At 66.4% G+C, this 15,145-nt stretch carries 15 protein-coding genes, 1 tRNA gene, 1 pseudogene and 1 riboswitch; of the genes and pseudogenes, 3 read left to right on the top strand and 14 right to left on the bottom strand.

Annotation, left to right across the window (positions count from 1 at the left end; translation table 11 throughout):
• Positions 1–24: 24 nt before the first annotated feature.
• A complete protein-coding gene (miaA, locus tag DIE23_RS01530; RefSeq protein WP_124610494.1) occupies positions 25–1,002 on the bottom strand; it encodes a tRNA (adenosine(37)-N6)-dimethylallyltransferase MiaA in 978 nt (325 codons plus the stop codon).
• The gene (gene mutL / locus DIE23_RS01525; protein ID WP_124610493.1) at positions 999–2,987 is read right to left on the bottom strand and encodes a DNA mismatch repair endonuclease MutL; all 1,989 of its coding nucleotides are present in this window, start codon (positions 2,985–2,987) and stop codon (positions 999–1,001) included. Before mutL ends, miaA begins: the two co-directional genes overlap by 4 nt.
• 172 nt (positions 2,988–3,159) lie before the next feature.
• Here mutL and DIE23_RS01520 point away from each other — a divergent pair, with 172 nt between their 5' ends.
• Entirely contained in the window at positions 3,160–3,843 is a 684-nt protein-coding gene (locus DIE23_RS01520) for a DedA family protein (RefSeq protein ID WP_124610492.1), read from the top strand.
• Between the two features lie 177 nt (positions 3,844–4,020).
• On the opposite strand, the gene DIE23_RS01515 is transcribed toward DIE23_RS01520, so the two are convergent.
• The 3 genes from DIE23_RS01515 to DIE23_RS01505 all read right to left on the bottom strand — a co-directional run bounded on the left by DIE23_RS01515 (position 4,021) and on the right by DIE23_RS01505 (position 6,365).
• Positions 4,021–4,833 carry a mechanosensitive ion channel family protein gene (locus tag DIE23_RS01515; RefSeq protein ID WP_124610491.1) on the bottom strand — a complete coding sequence of 271 codons (813 nt, stop codon included), beginning with the start codon at positions 4,831–4,833 and terminating at the stop codon, positions 4,021–4,023.
• A gap of 219 nt (positions 4,834–5,052) precedes the next feature.
• On the bottom strand, positions 5,053–5,886 hold the full coding sequence (locus DIE23_RS01510) for a class II glutamine amidotransferase (RefSeq protein ID WP_124610490.1): 834 nt from the start codon (positions 5,884–5,886) through the stop codon (positions 5,053–5,055).
• Positions 5,887–6,035: 149 nt separating this feature from the next.
• On the bottom strand, positions 6,036–6,365 hold the full coding sequence (locus DIE23_RS01505; RefSeq protein ID WP_124610489.1) for a carboxymuconolactone decarboxylase family protein: 330 nt from the start codon (positions 6,363–6,365) through the stop codon (positions 6,036–6,038).
• A 130-nt stretch (positions 6,366–6,495) separates the two neighbouring features.
• Between DIE23_RS01505 and DIE23_RS01500 the strand changes: the two genes are divergently transcribed.
• Positions 6,496–7,443, top strand: a complete 948-nt coding sequence (locus DIE23_RS01500; RefSeq protein ID WP_124610488.1) for an AraC family transcriptional regulator — start codon at positions 6,496–6,498, stop codon at positions 7,441–7,443.
• A 104-nt stretch (positions 7,444–7,547) separates the two neighbouring features.
• On the opposite strand, the gene DIE23_RS01495 is transcribed toward DIE23_RS01500, so the two are convergent.
• From DIE23_RS01495 to DIE23_RS01455, 9 genes are all read right to left on the bottom strand, one after another.
• Positions 7,548–7,624 (bottom strand) — tRNA-Lys (locus DIE23_RS01495).
• Between the two features lie 109 nt (positions 7,625–7,733).
• Complete coding sequence (gene ybgF / locus DIE23_RS01490) at positions 7,734–8,483, bottom strand: tol-pal system protein YbgF (RefSeq protein ID WP_124610487.1); 750 nt, start codon at positions 8,481–8,483, stop codon at positions 7,734–7,736.
• Between the two features lie 19 nt (positions 8,484–8,502).
• Entirely contained in the window at positions 8,503–9,012 is a 510-nt protein-coding gene (gene pal, locus DIE23_RS01485) for a peptidoglycan-associated lipoprotein Pal (protein WP_124610486.1), read from the bottom strand.
• Positions 9,013–9,029: 17 nt separating this feature from the next.
• Complete coding sequence (tolB, locus tag DIE23_RS01480; protein WP_124610485.1) at positions 9,030–10,325, bottom strand: Tol-Pal system beta propeller repeat protein TolB; 1,296 nt, start codon at positions 10,323–10,325, stop codon at positions 9,030–9,032.
• Between the two features lie 108 nt (positions 10,326–10,433).
• Positions 10,434–11,501, bottom strand: a complete 1,068-nt coding sequence (gene tolA, locus DIE23_RS01475) for a cell envelope integrity protein TolA (protein ID WP_124610484.1) — start codon at positions 11,499–11,501, stop codon at positions 10,434–10,436.
• Positions 11,498–11,947, bottom strand: a complete 450-nt coding sequence (gene tolR / locus DIE23_RS01470; protein WP_006484943.1) for a protein TolR — start codon at positions 11,945–11,947, stop codon at positions 11,498–11,500. The genes tolA and tolR overlap by 4 nt, the downstream gene beginning before the upstream one ends.
• Positions 11,948–11,957: 10 nt before the next feature.
• Positions 11,958–12,635: a protein TolQ gene (gene tolQ, locus DIE23_RS01465; protein ID WP_010091489.1), complete on the bottom strand. Its 678-nt coding sequence runs from the start codon at positions 12,633–12,635 to the stop codon at positions 11,958–11,960.
• A gap of 158 nt (positions 12,636–12,793) precedes the next feature.
• Complete coding sequence (gene ybgC / locus DIE23_RS01460; protein ID WP_124610483.1) at positions 12,794–13,279, bottom strand: tol-pal system-associated acyl-CoA thioesterase; 486 nt, start codon at positions 13,277–13,279, stop codon at positions 12,794–12,796.
• A 108-nt stretch (positions 13,280–13,387) separates the two neighbouring features.
• Complete coding sequence (locus DIE23_RS01455; RefSeq protein ID WP_124610482.1) at positions 13,388–14,134, bottom strand: SDR family NAD(P)-dependent oxidoreductase; 747 nt, start codon at positions 14,132–14,134, stop codon at positions 13,388–13,390.
• A 180-nt stretch (positions 14,135–14,314) separates the two neighbouring features.
• Positions 14,315–14,415, top strand: a riboswitch (ZMP/ZTP riboswitch).
• Positions 14,416–14,552: 137 nt separating this feature from the next.
• Between DIE23_RS01455 and glyA the strand changes: the two are divergent.
• Positions 14,553–15,145: pseudogene (gene glyA / locus DIE23_RS01445) on the top strand (serine hydroxymethyltransferase); the annotation flags it as partial.

Genomic DNA, 15,145 nt, shown 5'->3' with positions numbered 1-15,145 from the left:
TCGATGCGAGTCAATCAGGCCCCGTTATTGATCCTCGATACGGCTGTCCAGCACGCGCTCGAGCGCATCAACCGCACGGTCGGTCGAATCCGGCGCGACGCAGTCGACGACGATCCGCTCGGGCATCGCGCGTAACCACGTGATCTGCCGTTTGCACAGCTGGCGGGTCGCGAAGATGCCTTTGTCGCGCATGGTCCGGTAGTCGGTGTCGCCGTCGAGGAATTCCCATGCCTGCCGATAGCCGACGCAGCGCATCGACGGCAGGCCGAGATGCAGCTCCTCGCGGCGGCGCAGCCGTTCGACCTCGTCGATGAAGCCCGCATCGAGCATCGCGTCGAAGCGTTGCGCGATGCGCGCGTGCAGCACCGCGCGGTCCGACGGTTCGAGCGCGACCGGCACGAAGCGGTAGGCGGCGGCCGCGTCGTCCGCGCGCCGCGGTGCGGCGAGCAGCACCGACATCGGTTGCCCGCTCAGCAGGAACACTTCGAGCGCGCGCTGGATCCGCTGCGAATCGTTCGGTGCGAGCCGCGCGGCCGTCGCGGGATCGACCTGCGCGAGCCGCGCGTGGAGCGCGGGCCAGCCGTCGCGCGCGGCGTCGGCGTCGAGCGCCGCGCGCACGGCCGGATCGGCGGTCGGCAGGTCGTTGAGGCCCTGCGTGAGCGCCTTGTAGTACAGCATCGTGCCGCCCGCGAGCAGCGGCGTGCGGCCGCGCGCGGTGATCTCGCCGATCAGGCGCAGCGCGTCCGCGCGGAACTCGGCCGCCGAATACGCATCGGCCGGGTCGATGATGTCGATCAGATGGTGCGGCACGCTCGCGCGCTCGTCGCGCGTCGGTTTCGCGGTGCCGATATCCATGTCGCGGTAGACGAGCGCCGAATCGACGCTGACGATCTCGATCGGACGGCGCGCGGCGAGCGCCAGCGCGGCGGCCGTCTTGCCCGACGCAGTGGGGCCGAGCAAGCAGGCGATCGTCGTTGGACGGGACTGCGGTGAAGCGCTCATTGCCCGCGCATGAAGAGGCGGTCGAGATCGTTCAGCGTGAGCTGATACCACGTCGGCCGGCCGTGATTGCACTGGTCCGCGCGTTCGGTCGCTTCCATCTGGCGCAGCAGCGCGTTCATCTCGTCGAGCGTCAGGCGCCGGTTTGCGCGCACCGCGTGGTGACACGCAAGCGTGCCGAGCAGTTCGTGCTGACGCTCGGTGAGCACGCGCGAACCGCCGAACGCGTGCAGGTCGGCGAGCACCGCGCGCGCGAGCGCCTGCAGGTCCGCATCCTTCAGCAGCGCGGGCACCGCGCGGATCGCGAGCGTCGTCGGCGACAGCACCGCGAGGTCGAAGCCGAGCGATTCGAGCGTATCGCGTTCTTCCTCGACCGTGCCGATCTCGACCGGCGTTGCCGTCATCGATATCGGCAGCAGCAGCGACTGCACGGCGACCGTGCGGTCGGCGAGCGCGTTCTTGAACTGTTCGTACAGGATCCGTTCGTGTGCCGCGTGCATGTCGACGATCACGAGGCCGTGTGCGTTCTGCGCGAGTACGTAGATCCCGTGGATCTGGCCAAGCGCGAAGCCGAGCGGCTGCTCGTCGTGCGCGCCGGCAGCGAGCGGGGGCGCGGTGAAACCCGACAGTGGCGCGACTGGTGCATCCGCCGCATCGCGCGCGCCGATCGTCGTGCCGTCCGGCGTGCCCGCACCCGTGTCTTTGCGGCCGAACAGTGCGTCGTAGAGCGCGAGCGGTTGCGCGACCGGCAGCGTGCCCTGCGTCATGCGTGCCTGACGCATCCACGTGTTGCCCGATGAAGACGATGGCGACGACGGCGACGAGAAACCGCTGCTGCCCGTGCCGGAGGCCGCGCCCTGGCCGAGCGGCGTATTCAGGAACGACGCGGGGCCGCTCGGCGCCGGCGAGAGTTGCGCGGCATGGCCACCCGCGGTGGTTTCCGGCGACGCGCCGGCATGGCGCGCGAGTGCGCGCTGCACCGCGTGGAAGACGTACTGGTGGATCGAGCGCGAATCGCGGAATCGCACCTCGATCTTCGACGGGTGCACGTTCACGTCGACGGCTTCGGGCGGCAGGTCGAGGAACAGCACGTACGACGGGTAACGGTCGCCGTGGAGGACGTCCTCGTACGCCGCGCGCACCGCGTGCGTGAGCAGCTTGTCGCGCACGAAGCGGCCGTTGACGAAGAAGTATTGCTGGTCGGCGCGGCCGCGGCTCGCGGTCGGCAGGCCCGCGCAGCCGTAGACGGCGAGCGGCCCGGCCTGCTCGTCGAGCGGCAGGTGCGCGGTCGCGAAGCCGTCGCCGAGGATCTTCGCGACGCGCTGTGCGGGCTCGGTCGCGTTCCAGTGCTCGACGGCCTTGCCGTTGTGCAGTACCGAGATCGCGACGTCCGGCCGCGCGAGCGCCGCGCGGCGGATCATTTCGAGGCAGTGGCCGAACTCGGTCTGTTCGCTTTTCAGGAATTTGCGGCGCGCGGGCGTGTTGAAGTACAGCTCGCGCACCTCGATCGTCGTGCCGACCGCGCCGGCGGCCGGCGACAGCGCGCCCGTGGTCGCGTCGATCTTCGTCGCATGCGCGACCTCGGCCGTGCGGCTCGTGATCGACATCTCGGCGACCGACGCGATCGACGCGAGCGCTTCGCCGCGGAACCCGAGCGTCGCGACCGCCTCGAGCTCCTCGAGCGAGCGGATCTTGCTCGTCGCGTGGCGCATCAGCGCGAGCGGCAGTTCGTCGGGCGGAATCCCGCAGCCGTCGTCGGTGATCGAGATGCGCTTGACGCCGCCTTCCTCGAGCACGATGCGCAGCGTCGCCGCGCCGGCGTCCATCGCGTTCTCGAGCAGCTCCTTGACGACCGACGCGGGGCGTTCGACGACCTCGCCGGCGGCGATCTGGCTGATCAGCTGGTCGGGCAGGGGCTGGATCGCGCGCAGCGGGCGCGGAGCGGGGACGGGGGCGGCGCCCGCGGCCGTTTCGGTGATTTCGGACATGGCCGAATTATAGCGAGGCCGCGGCGGCGTGCCGGAGCCGCGATCGGTTACGTTTTTTCACGGAGCCTTAAGGTAGTTTCGGTATGATGACCCCATTCCGCGCGCCGCCTTGTCCGGCGGGCACTTCCGCTTTTTCGGCCGTTCCGGCCCTTTCGCCTTCGAGGAATCGCATTTGGATACGCTGCTTCATTTCGTCAACCTGGTCCTGCATATCGACGCATTCCTAGGCGACTTCATCCGGCAGTACGGCGCGTGGGTGTATCTGGTGCTGTTCCTGATCGTGTTCTGCGAGACGGGGCTTGTCGTGTTGCCGTTCCTGCCGGGCGATTCGCTGCTGTTCATCGGCGGCGCGTTCGCGGCGACGGGCGACATGAACGTCGCCGCGCTGATCGTGCTGCTGCTGGTCGCGGCGATTACCGGCAATACCGTGAACTACGTGATCGGCCGCTGGGTCGGGCCGAAGGTGTTCAATACGCATATCCCGGTGCTCGAGCGCTTCCTCGATCGCGCGGCGCTGGAAAAGACCCACTCGTTCTACGACAAGCACGGCGGCAAGACGATCGTGCTGGCGCGCTTCATTCCGGTCGTGCGCACCTTCGCGCCGTTCGTTGCCGGGGCATCCTTGATGAGCTTCGCGCGCTTCCAGTTGTTCAACGTGATCGGCGCGCTGGTCTGGGTGCTGTTGCTGGTGCTGCTCGGCTACTTCTTCGGGAATATCCCGTTCATCCGCCAGTACCTGAACGTGATCGTGCTGGTGGGGATCGGCGCGGCGATCGTGCCGGTCGCGCTCGGCGCGCTGTGGAAGCTGGTGCGCGGGCGGCATTCGGGCGGCCCGCAGAACACGGGCGGGCACTGAGCCCGCGCGTTTTCGCTTCTTCGCAATAAAAAAGCGTGGCAGCCGTGAGCTGCCACGCTTTTTTTTCGTCCGTGCGGTCCGGCCGGCTGGTTGCAGATGTTCGGTATAGGACGATTCGCCTGCGTGAGGCTGACCGAATGAGTCAGAATCCGGCGAACCGATGGGGGCACCGTCCCGTCAGGTAGTGCGATGCGAGATCGGCGTTTCGGGAGTCGGGTATTGCGCGTCGCGGAACGTCTCGAGGATCACGCGGTTGGTATCGCAGTACACCTGCCAGTAGTTCTCCGGCTGCGTGGACGGGCGCACGAACAGCAGCGGGCCTTCCGGCGTGAACTGCAGCACGCCGACGTCCGGCGCCGGCACTTTCATCACGTTCGGGATTAACTGGATTTGCGTCTTCAGGCGGTCGATCGCATCGACCGCGTCGACGCCGTTCGCGATCTTCGCGGTCAGGTCGACGCGGCGATGCGGCGTCGCGCTGTAGTTCGCGATGTTGTCCGAGAAGATCTTGTTGTTGCCGACGATCGTCACGATGTTGTCGGCGGTGACGATCGTCGTGCCGAACAGGCCGAGTTCCTTCACCGTGCCCGTGACGCCGCCCGCGCTGATCACGTCGCCGATCTTGAACGGGCGCAGCACCTGCATGAATACGCCGGCGGCGAAGTGGGCGAGCAGGCCACCCCAGGCAGTGCCGATCGCGAGGCCGAGGCCGGCGAGCAGCGCGGCGAACGATGTGGTCTGCACGCCGAAGATCTGCAGGATCGCGAGGATCAGCAGGATCGTCAGCAGCACGCTGACCACCGAGGTCAGGTAGTCGGTGAGCGTCGGGTCGACCTTGCCGCTGCGGCGCACGACCTTGCCGAGCAGGCGGGTGCTGATGCGGATCGCCCAGCGGCCGACGAACCACAATGCGATCGCGGCGAGGAGGTTGAGGCCGAAGTCGAGGCCGCGGGTCATCAGGAATTGCTGGGCGGTGGCGAGATCGAGCATGGGTTGTCTCGGTTGGGCGAGCGCAGTGGCGCGGAGATGGAAGCCTTCGGTTCCACACGGTCGGACGTTTATAACCCGAGTGCGGAGGTGAGGCAATCGGGCCTGACGGATAGCCCTGCGATTTGCCTGATGCCGTGGCGGCCGATGCGGGCGCGTTCCATCGCGGGCGCTTGCGAGGTTCCGGCAACGCATGCGCGTTCGATGCGCACGCAACGAGACCTACTTGTGCCGCGGATTGAACGGCCGCTGCTGCACATCGGCGCCATGCGCGACGATCGCCGTGCTTTCGGGTACTTCCTCCCATGCGCCGCGCAAGTCGACGAGCGGCTCCGACACGACCATGAACGCGTCGTCGCCCGCTTCCGCGATCCGCGGATTGTGCGGATAGAGTTCGTGCAGGTGCTTGAACGACGTGCTGTGGAACAGTGAGCGCGATTGCCGTTCGCTCGAGTAGCGCACCGCGATGATCCGGTCACCGTCCGTCGCGCAGATCGTCATGTTGAGCGGCTCGGCGACGCGATATCGCGCCGCGGTTTCCTCGACCATGCCGACCATCCGCTCGAGCGCCGGCAGCGGCATCTGCTCGAGGCCGTAGGTCAGCGCGAGACGGAACATCAGCTCGGAGTCGGTCGTCCCTTCTAGCGTCGGGAACAGGGCCGGGTCGACCTTCATCGTCAGGTCGCGGCGCATCTTGTGGAAATCGCGGATCAGTCCGTTGTGCGCGAACAGCCAGCGGCCGTGGCGGAACGGGTGGCAGTTGGTTTCCTGGACGGGCGTATCGGTCGCCGCGCGGATGTGCGCGATGAACATACGCGAGCGAATCGCGCGCGCGGCTTCGCGCAGGTTGCGGTCGTTCCACGCGGGATGCACGGAGCGATAGCGGAACGGCAGTTCTTCGGGGTGGCCGTACCAGCCGATGCCGAATCCGTCGCCGTTGGTGGTCGTGGCGCCCAGCTCCGAATGCAGGCTCTGGTCGATCAGTGAATGCTTCGCGCGAAACAACACGGTCTCGAGATGGATCGGATTACCCGTATAGGCGAGCCAGCGGCACATGGAGCGCTCCTTCGCGATGAACCTTCTCGCGCATGGTAGCCGACTTCGCGGCGCCGGCGTGCGCGACCGCGGCGCGTGCGCCGGCTGGCCGTCGGTGCCGGCGATCGTCAGTGAAGGATGCGGCGGGCGCCGCACCCTTCATGCGCGCGTCACTCGCCGAGCGCGTCCATCACGCGGGCCGAATAGACGAGCGCCGCGCCCGCATTCAGTGCGATCGCGACGCCGAGTGCTTCGGCCACTTCCTCCTTGGTCGCACCATGCTTCGCGGCTTCGGCCGTATGCACTGCGATACAGCCGTCGCAGCGCGTCGTGACGGCCACCGCGAGCGCGATCAGTTCGCGCGTCTTCGCGTCGAGATGACCCGTCTTGGCACCGGCGCCGGCCAGCGCCTGGTAACCGGCCAGCGTGTCGGGCGACAGCTTGGCGATTTCGCCGATGCGCTTCGGGAGTTCCTTTCGGTATTCGTTCCAGTTCAGCATGATGCGTCCTTTCGAGAAGAGGTGGGTCGGGCGGCGGATGCCGCGATCTCGGTCGATGCAGGACTTATTCTGAGCGTTCGCGCTGAGGGTTTCGATACGCTAGAGTGTCAATTTTTAGCGCAAACGTCTTATGGACGCGTTGAGTCAATTGTTGTCGCTGGGCCGCAGCCATGTCGAGCTCGACGTGCGCTGCCTGCTCGACGGCCCGTTCGCGATGCCGCATGATCGGTTGCCGCCCGGCGAGGCGGCGTTTCACCTGCTGCTGTCCGGAACGTGCCGGCTGCGCACGGCCGACGGGCGCACGCTGCGGCTGGCCGACGGCGACTTCGTGCTGCTGCCGGCGGGCGACGCGCACGATTTGTCCGATGTCGAAGGGGGCGGCGCGCGGTCGGTCGTGTCGCTGCGCGAACCGGGCGCGGCCGGCGGCGCGGTGCTGCCGGTCAAGTCGAATCGCGATCCCGTGGCCCCGGCCGATGCAAGCGTCGACCTGCTCTGCGGGCGCTTCATTTATGCACGCGGTGCCGGTGAATTGCTGATCCGTACGTTACCGCGCGTGCTGCACGTCGGGCTGCGCGAGGCGTCAGGGCCCGCGTCGCTGCAACTGCTGACGAGCGTGCTGCGTGCCGAGGCATCGAATGCGCAGCCGGGTGCGCGCGCGATCGTGAACGCGCTCGGACAGGCGCTGCTCGCCTACGCGTTGCGCGCGTATGGCCGCGATGCGCGCGTGCCGGCCGGCTGGCTCGCGCTGGCTGCCGACGCGCGGCTCGGCCCGTCGGTTCAGGCTGTGCTGCAGGCGCCGGCGCAACCGTGGACGGTCGAAGCGCTCGGCGCGGCGTCCGCGATGTCGCGTGCGACCTATGCGCGGCATTTCCGCGAGAAGGCCGGGATGAGCGTCGGCGCGTTCGTCGCGCAGATCCGGATGATGCATGCATGCGCGCTGCTGCAGGACACGCAGCGCGGCCAGGCGGAGATCGGGCAGGCGGTCGGTTACCAGTCAGAGGCGGCGTTCGGCAAGGCGTTTCGCGCGGTGCTCGGCACGACGCCGGGACGCTGGCGGCGCGCGCGGCGGGGCACGTAAGACTGGAAGCGCGCTCGTCATCGAGATGACGAGCGCAACACTGCGGGAGGCAGACGCAAAAAAGCCTCCACTTGGGAGGCTTTAATTGCACTATCAAAGATAGTTGGTAGGGTGGGAGGGACTCGAACCCTCGACTCTCTGATTAAAAGTCAGATACTCTAACCAACTGAGTTACCACCCCACGTTCTTGAAACCTGTTAGCCCGTTGCGCTCACAACTCTCGCAGAGACCTAAAGAGCAAAAAATTATATCGGCGAATCGCGGGCCTGTCAACAATTCGACGCGGTAATTTACTTGATGCTCTCGATCTTGCCCTGCGCCGTCTGCGCAGCGTTCGATCCGGCGTACTGCGACACGACCTGCTCGAACGTCTTCTTCGCGGCCGCCTTCTGGCCTTGCTCGAGTTGGTTCGTCCCGATCGCGACGAGCGCGTCGGCCGCGCGCGGATGCTGCGGATACTTGCTCACGATCGCTTGCCACGTCGCGGTCGAGCCGCGGTAGTCGCGCAGCGCGTATTGCGCATTGCCGAGCCAATACTGCGCGGTCGGCTGGTACGGGCTCTGCGGATACTTCGCGATGAAGCTGCGGAACGAGGCCGCGGCAGCCTTGAAGTTGCCGTTGCGGAATTGCTGCTGCGCCGCGCTGAGCGCATCCGTTTCACCCGGCTGCACGGTGCCTTCGACACCATCGATCGTCGCCTGTTGCGGCTCGAACTTCTTGAGCCGCGTGTCGAGATCCTGGTAGTACTCCTTCTGCTGCCGTTCGAGCGTTGTCAGCCGGTTCGTCAGGTCCTCGTTCTCGCCGCGCAGCGTCGCGACCTGCTGGTTCAGCTGGTCGATACGGCCGGATTGATCGAGGATCGTACGCTGGGCGGCCGACAACTGGCTGGACAGGTTGTCGCTCTTGCTGCGCAGATCGAGCACGGCGCGGCGCGCCTCGTTGTCGTCGAACATGCCGGCGTGCGCCGGCGCGGCCGACCAGGCCGCGCCGACGACGCAAAATGCTGCGGCCATGCGCAGCCAGGATTCACGGTGCGTCATACGGCAACTCTTCCGTTACTTACTGTTGGTAGACGAGGTCGGCGCGACGGTTCTGCGCCCACGATGCTTCGTCGTGACCCGATGCTTGCGGCTTTTCCTTGCCGAGGCTCACGGCTTCCATCTGCGAGTCGTTCACGCCGAGCAGTGCCATTGCGCGGCGGACAGCTTCCGCACGCTTCTGGCCCAGCGCGAGATTGTACTCACTCGTGCCGCGCTCGTCGGTGTTGCCCTGGATCAGCACGTGACGCTGCGGGTGGCTCTTCAGGTACTGAGCGTGTTGCTGCATCAGCGGCTGGTACTCGTCCTTCACCGAATAGCTGTCGAAGTCGAAGTAGATGCTGCGCTTTGCGAGCGGGCTGTTCGGGTCGTTCAGCGGATCGACGTTCACTTGCGCGACGTTGTCGGCGCTCGGCTGCGTGCTCATCGCACCTGCGTTGGCCTTGTCGTCGAGCTTCACGCCCGACTTACACGCTGCGAGCGCGCTGATCATCATCACGGCCAAGGCCAGACGAGCTTTATTCGACATCATGGTTACTCTCCTTGTGGTCATTGCATGAAGGGCCCCCACGACGGCTCACGAACGGAGCCGCCCTGGACGGTCAGGATCTGCGGCGGCGCGCTGCCGTCGGAGGGCACTGCTGCCAGCACGTTGCGACCACCCGACTGGGTAGCGTAGAGAAGGTACTGGCCGTTTGCCGCGAAGCTCGGCGATTCGTCGCGATTGGTATTCGTGATGGCGTTCGCCGCGCCGGTTTGCAGATCCTGAACGTACAGCTTGAACCCCCCACCCGTGCGGGAGATGTAGGCGAGCAGCTTGCCGTCCGGGCTGACGCGCGGGCTGGTGTTGTAGCTGCCGGTGAAGGTCACGCGTTGTGCCGAGCCGGCGCTTTCGCCTTGCGCGGGCATCCGGTAGATCTGCGGCGCACCGCCGCGATCGCTCGTGAAATAGATCCAGCGGCCGTCCGGCGAGTAGAACGGCTCGGTATCGATCGAGCTGCTCTGCGTGAGCCGGCGCAGACCGCCGCCGTTTGCGTTGACCGTATAGATTTGCGTATTGCCCGTCAGCGACAGAGCAACGGCCAGCGTGTTGCTGTCCGGCGACCACGCCGGCGCGCTGTTGTTGCCCTTCTGGTCCGAGACCATGTAGCGGCGGCCGGTCGGCAGGTCATGGATGTAGACGATCGGCTTCTTGCGCTCGAACGACACGTACGCGACCTTCGTCCCGCTCGGCGACCACGCCGGCGAGATGATCGGCTCGGTGCTCGACAGCGCGATGCGCGCGTTCTGGCCGTCCGAATCCGAGATCTGCAGCTGGTAGCGGTTGCCCGTCTTGATCACGTACGACAGGCGCGTGGCGAACACGCCGCGCACGCCGAGCAGCTTCTGGTAGATGTAGTCGGCAATCTTGTGGCCGGCCGTGCGCAGCGTGTTGTCGGTTGCCGTCAGCGACAGGCCGCCGAGGCTTTGCTGCTTCACGGTGTCGTACAGGATGAAGTTCACCTTGTACTGGCCGTTGGCTTCGCGGTTCACGCTGCCGGCGACGAACGCGTTCGCGCCCTTGGCCTTCCATGCACCGAGATCGACCGACGCGGTTTCGGGCACGGGCGTGCTGCCCGCATCGATATTGGTGAATTTGCCGCTACGGGCGAGGTCGGCGCGGACGATCGACGTGACCTGTTGCGGCAGGCCTGGCTCGTTCGCGAAGTTCGCGGTGGCGATGGGGAACTGGGTCGAACCGACGCCGGTGATTACCACGTTGACCTGCGCGTTAGCGGCGCCGCCGGCCGCAATCAGACAAGAGGCCACGAGTGCCCTGAAACCTAGTTTCGTCATCAAACTCATGCTTCTGCTTCCCATGTGACTTGGATCGCTGCGCAACCGCAGAGACAGTAAAAATACCCGATTCGTTCCCGTCCGGCAGCGACGCACGGAGTGTAAGCGCATTTGCGATCACTCCGCCGCCTTGAAGGTAATCGTAATGTCGGACGGGGTACGGCCGTTAGAATCGGGCGGCAATGGGACCGACGCCTGGATCGCATTGACCACGGCTTGATCCCACCCCGAATTTCCGCTCGAACGGCGGATCGAAACGCTCATCACGTCGCCCGACGGCGTGCAGCGGATCGCGACGACGGTCGTCAGACCCGCGCGCTCGCCGCCCCAGACGATGTTCGGCTTCACGCGGCGACGCACCTTGTCCGGATAGCCGGGCGATGCGGCGTTGCCGCCGGAGCCCGTGCCGGTGCCGCTTTTCGCTAGGCCCTCGCCGCCGCCTTCACCGGCGCCGGACATGCCCTGCATCTGCGCGAGGCGCGCGCTGCGCTCATGGTCGAGCTTCGCCTTCGCCGCCGCGTCGGCCTTCGCGCGCGCCGTCGCTTCCGCCTTCGCCTTGGCCTGGGCTTCCGCCTTGGCCTTTGCGGCCGCGTCGGCCTTGGCCTTCGCCGCCTGCTGCGCTTCCAGCTGCGCCTGCTTCTGTTGCTGCAGTCTCTGCTGCTGGAGTTTCTGCTGTTCGAGCTTCTGCTGCTCCACGAGCTGTTGTTGCTTGAGCTTGTCCGCCTGCTTCTGCTTTTCGCGCTCGGCGGCCTTCTGCGCGGCGAGCGCGGCAGCCTGCTGGGCCGCGAGCTGCTCGCGTCGGGTTTCGTCTTGCTGGGCCTTCAGTTGCTGCGCGCGGCGCTGCTGCTCGAGCAGCGCTTCGCGCGCGGCCGCTTCCTGCTGCCGTTTCTTCTGCTGCAGCGCGATGTCCGCCTGCTCGTCCCGGACCGGGGGAGGGGGCGGTGCGAGCTTCGCGGGCGGCGTGGGCGTGACGACGGGCCGCGGCGCGGGGACGTCGGGCACTTCGGTCCACAGCTCGGCTTCGGCGCCGGCCGGCGTGCTGTTCTGCCACTGCACGCCGTGATAGAGGAACAGCGCGAGCAGCACGTGCATCAGCGCGGCAAGCGCGAACGCGCGCCAGGTGCCGCGCTCGCGAGGGGGCTGAGACGGGTAGGCGTTGCCGCGCGTGGATTGCTGCCGGTTCATTGCGATTTGACGAGGAGGCCGACGCGCTTGACGCCGCGCGCCTTCAGGTCCGACATCACGGTCATGACTGCATCGTACTGCACGGTCTTGTCGGCCGCGATCACGACCGGCTGGTCGGGGTGATCGGCCTGCCGGGCCGAGATGAAGCTGTCGAGTTCGGCCTTGGTCATCGTGTCTTCCTGCGTCGCGCCGGAGTCGCCCTTGTACTTGACGCTCATCGTGCGGTCGGCCTTGATGTTGACGACGACGGGCGGCGTCTGTTCCTGGGGCGCTGCATTGCCGACGGTCGGCAGATTGATGATCGACGGGGCGACGAGCGGTGCCGTGACCATGAAGATCACGAGCAGCACCAGCATCACGTCGATGTACGGCACGACGTTGATGTCGGCCATCGCGCGGCGCGAGCGGCCGCCGCGCATGCTGGATCGAATGGGACTTCCTGCCATGGCGCGCTCCTTACTGGGCCTGACGCTGCAGGATGTTCGAGAACTCTTCGATGAAGGTCTCGAAGCGGATCGCGAGGCGGTCGATGTCGTGCGCGTAGCGGTTGTACGCGACCACCGCCGGAATCGCGGCGAACAGGCCGATCGCGGTGGCGACGAGTGCCTCGGCGATGCCAGGTGCGACGTTCGCGAGCGTCGCCTGCTGCACGTTCGCCAGGCCGCGGAACGAGTTCATGATCCCCCAGACGGTGCCGAACAGACCGATGTACGGGCTGACCGAACCGACCGACGCGAGGAACGCGAGGTTCGCCTCGAGCACGTCCATTTCGCGCTGGAACGAAGCGCGCATCGCGCGGCGCGCCCCGTCGAGCACGAGGCCCGGGTCGCTGATGCGCTTTTCCTTCGCCTTCAGGAATTCACGCATCCCCGATTCGAAGATCCGCTCGAGCGCGCCGATCGTGTGACGGTTGTTGGCCGCGCTCTGATACAGCGCCTGCAGGTCGCCGCCCGACCAGAAATCCCGTTCGAAGCGTTCGGTCTGCGCGCGTGCGCGGCGGATCGCGAACCACTTGCGGAAGATGAAGGTCCACGACATCAGCGACAGCAGCAGCAACAGCCCCATCACGGCCTGGGCCAGCACGCTCGCGTTGAGGACGAGGGAAATGATCGACAGGTCTTGAGAAGTATTCATAGAGGTTTGAGTAACGTCCCTTCGGGGGCGCCCGGCGAGGGGTGCCCGGCGAGAGCGCACGGTATGCGTGCGGCGCGGCGCGCCGGCCAGGCCTGGCGCCGAACCTTGCTTAGTATCGATTCAGGAAGGCAAGTTCATAGGCTTTGTCTAAACGGTGCTCATCCGAGCTTCGTTGACAATACAGTCTGCCCGGCGTCGATGACGGGCCCGCGTTGCAGCGCGTCGAGCACGACCGGCGGGATCGCCGCGGGCCGGATGCCGATCTGGTCGACGCAGCCGAGGCGGATGTGGCCGGCGACGAGCAGCGTGTCGCCACGCCAGGCTTCCTGCGTGAATTCCACCGATGCGCGGCCGATGCGTCCGGGCCGGCTCGTGATCGTCAGCGCGTCGTCGAGTCGCGCCGGCGCGCGGTAGTCGAGTGACGTGCCGCGGACGATGAAGATCGCGCCCGTGTCGTCGGCGAGCCGACGCTGGTCGATGCCGCACGCGCGCAGCCATTCGGTGCGGGCGCGCTCGAAGAATTTCAGGTAGTTGGCATAGAAGACGATGCCGCCTGCGTCGGTGTCCTCGTAGTACACGCGTACCGGCCAGGTAAAGCCGGAAGGCGCGTCCGGGGAGCGGGTAGGCTGAGTCATGGCGCGCATTCTACCGGAAGGCCGAGGCCGGATTCGTAACCGATTCGTAACGGAATGTAGTACGCCGTAGCACACCGCAAGCCGGCCGGAGGCGGGCCCGCGGCTGCGCCGGCCGTGTCAGCCGCGATGGATCGTGAGGCCGGCCGGGGCCTGGGCGACCGGCATCATCTCGATCGTGTTGATGTTGACGTGCGCGGGGCGCGTCGCGATCCAGTAGATCGTGTCGGCGATGTCCTCGGCCGTGAGCGGCTGGACGTTCTGGTAGACGTTCGCTGCCTTCGCATCGTCGCCGCGGAAGCGAACGTTCGAGAATTCCGTGCCGCCGCACAGGCCCGGCTCGATGTCGGTTACGCGCAACGGCGTGCCGATCAGGTCGGCGCGCAGGTTCAGACTAAATTGTCTGACGAAAGCCTTGGTTGCGCCGTATACGTTCCCGCCCGGATACGGATAGGTGCCGGCCACCGAACCGAGGTTGAAGATGTGGCCGCGGCCGCGCGCGATCATTCCGGGCAGCAACGCGTGCGTGACGGTTACGAGACCCGAGCAGTTCGTGTCGATCATGGTCTGCCACTCGTCGAGGCTGGCTTTGTGAGCAGGCTCGACACCGAGCGCGAGGCCGGCGTTGTTGACGAGCACGTCGAGCGCCGCGAATTCGGCGGGAAGGGCGGCCGGCACGGCTTCGACGGCGGCGCGGTCGCGCACGTCTAGCTCGAGCGGCAGCAGCGCGTCGCCGAGTTCGGCCGCGAGCGCATCGAGACGATCCTTGCGGCGCGCGGTTGCGACGACGCGATGGCCGCCCTTGACGAAGGCTCGGGCGATGGCGGCGCCGAAGCCGGCGGACGCGCCTGTGACGAACACGATCATTGCTGCTCCTGGTCGGTAACAAAGTAGCGGATGGTATCCCGCAAGCCTACTGAGATTGCCGCACCGCGGCAAGGCACCAAAGCGCGTCGGTACGGGTGCGTAGAGTCTGGCCCTTATTGTTTCGGGGCGGCTGCCGCGCGGTTGCCTATTCATGACGCATCCAATACACTAACGCGCTCATCACCCCTGCGTGACTGGCGATAGAACCCTTCGGGTTCAAGGTGGAGCATCCCACCGTGAAGCGCGGGGCGCCGTTTTTGCCGTTCGCCTGGGCAGCCGTTGTGCGCCGTTGCGTGCATCGCCGGTGGCTGTCCTGTCTCGCGTCATACGGATTCTTCCGCCACGTCGAGCTGGTTCCGCCAGCAGCGCAATGTACTCGGCCGCCTCGGTCAACCTGTACACACTTAACGGAAACCGTATGTTTGACAGAGCCCAAAGCACCATCGCGAACGTCGATCCCGAAATCTTTGCGGCGATCGAGCAGGAAAACCGCCGCCAGGAAGATCACATCGAGCTGATCGCGTCGGAAAACTACACGAGCCCGGCCGTGATGGCCGCGCAGGGTTCGCAGCTCACGAACAAATACGCGGAAGGTTATCCGGGCAAGCGCTACTACGGCGGCTGTGAGTACGTCGACGTGGTCGAGCAGCTGGCGATCGACCGCGTGAAGCAGCTGTTCGGCGCGGAAAGCGCGAACGTGCAGCCGAACTCGGGTTCGCAGGCGAACCAGGGCGTGTTCTTCGCGATGCTCAAGCCGGGCGATACGATCATGGGCATGAGCCTCGCGCATGGTGGCCACCTGACGCACGGCTCGCCGGTGAACATGTCGGGCAAGTGGTTCAACGTCGTCAGCTACGGCCTGAACGAAAACGAAGACATCGACTACGACGCAGCCGAGAAGCTCGCGCAGGAACACAAGCCGAAGCTGATCGTTGCGGGTGCATCGGCATTCGCGCTGAAGATCGACTTCGAGCGTCTGGCGAAGATCGCGAAGTCGGTCGGCGCGTACCT

The sequence above is a fragment of the Burkholderia sp. Bp9143 genome (genome assembly GCF_003853645.1).
GTDB lineage: Bacteria > Pseudomonadota > Gammaproteobacteria > Burkholderiales > Burkholderiaceae > Burkholderia.
The sequence above is the reverse complement of the archived record's forward strand: the minus strand, read 5'-3'. Positions and strand labels throughout refer to the sequence as shown.

Excerpts from the sequence above, each read along its gene's own strand:
- tolA (WP_124610484.1), bottom strand. The coding sequence starts at position 11,501 with ATGAACCGGCAGCAATCCACGCGCGGCAACGCCTACCCGTCTCAGCCC.
- ybgC (WP_124610483.1), bottom strand. The coding sequence starts at position 13,279 with ATGCGCGCCATGACTCAGCCTACCCGCTCCCCGGACGCGCCTTCCGGC.
- pal (WP_124610486.1), bottom strand. The coding sequence starts at position 9,012 with ATGATGTCGAATAAAGCTCGTCTGGCCTTGGCCGTGATGATGATCAGC.
- DIE23_RS01505 (WP_124610489.1), bottom strand. The coding sequence starts at position 6,365 with ATGCTGAACTGGAACGAATACCGAAAGGAACTCCCGAAGCGCATCGGC.
- DIE23_RS01455 (WP_124610482.1), bottom strand. The coding sequence starts at position 14,134 with ATGATCGTGTTCGTCACAGGCGCGTCCGCCGGCTTCGGCGCCGCCATC.
- DIE23_RS01500 (WP_124610488.1), top strand. The coding sequence starts at position 6,496 with ATGGACGCGTTGAGTCAATTGTTGTCGCTGGGCCGCAGCCATGTCGAG.
- mutL (WP_124610493.1), bottom strand. The coding sequence starts at position 2,987 with ATGTCCGAAATCACCGAAACGGCCGCGGGCGCCGCCCCCGTCCCCGCT.
- tolB (WP_124610485.1), bottom strand. The coding sequence starts at position 10,325 with ATGAGTTTGATGACGAAACTAGGTTTCAGGGCACTCGTGGCCTCTTGT.
- tolR (WP_006484943.1), bottom strand. The coding sequence starts at position 11,947 with ATGGCAGGAAGTCCCATTCGATCCAGCATGCGCGGCGGCCGCTCGCGC.
- ybgF (WP_124610487.1), bottom strand. The coding sequence starts at position 8,483 with ATGACGCACCGTGAATCCTGGCTGCGCATGGCCGCAGCATTTTGCGTC.
- DIE23_RS01515 (WP_124610491.1), bottom strand. The coding sequence starts at position 4,833 with ATGCTCGATCTCGCCACCGCCCAGCAATTCCTGATGACCCGCGGCCTC.
- miaA (WP_124610494.1), bottom strand. The coding sequence starts at position 1,002 with ATGAGCGCTTCACCGCAGTCCCGTCCAACGACGATCGCCTGCTTGCTC.
- DIE23_RS01510 (WP_124610490.1), bottom strand. The coding sequence starts at position 5,886 with ATGTGCCGCTGGCTCGCCTATACGGGTAATCCGATCCATCTCGAGACC.
- tolQ (WP_010091489.1), bottom strand. The coding sequence starts at position 12,635 with ATGAATACTTCTCAAGACCTGTCGATCATTTCCCTCGTCCTCAACGCG.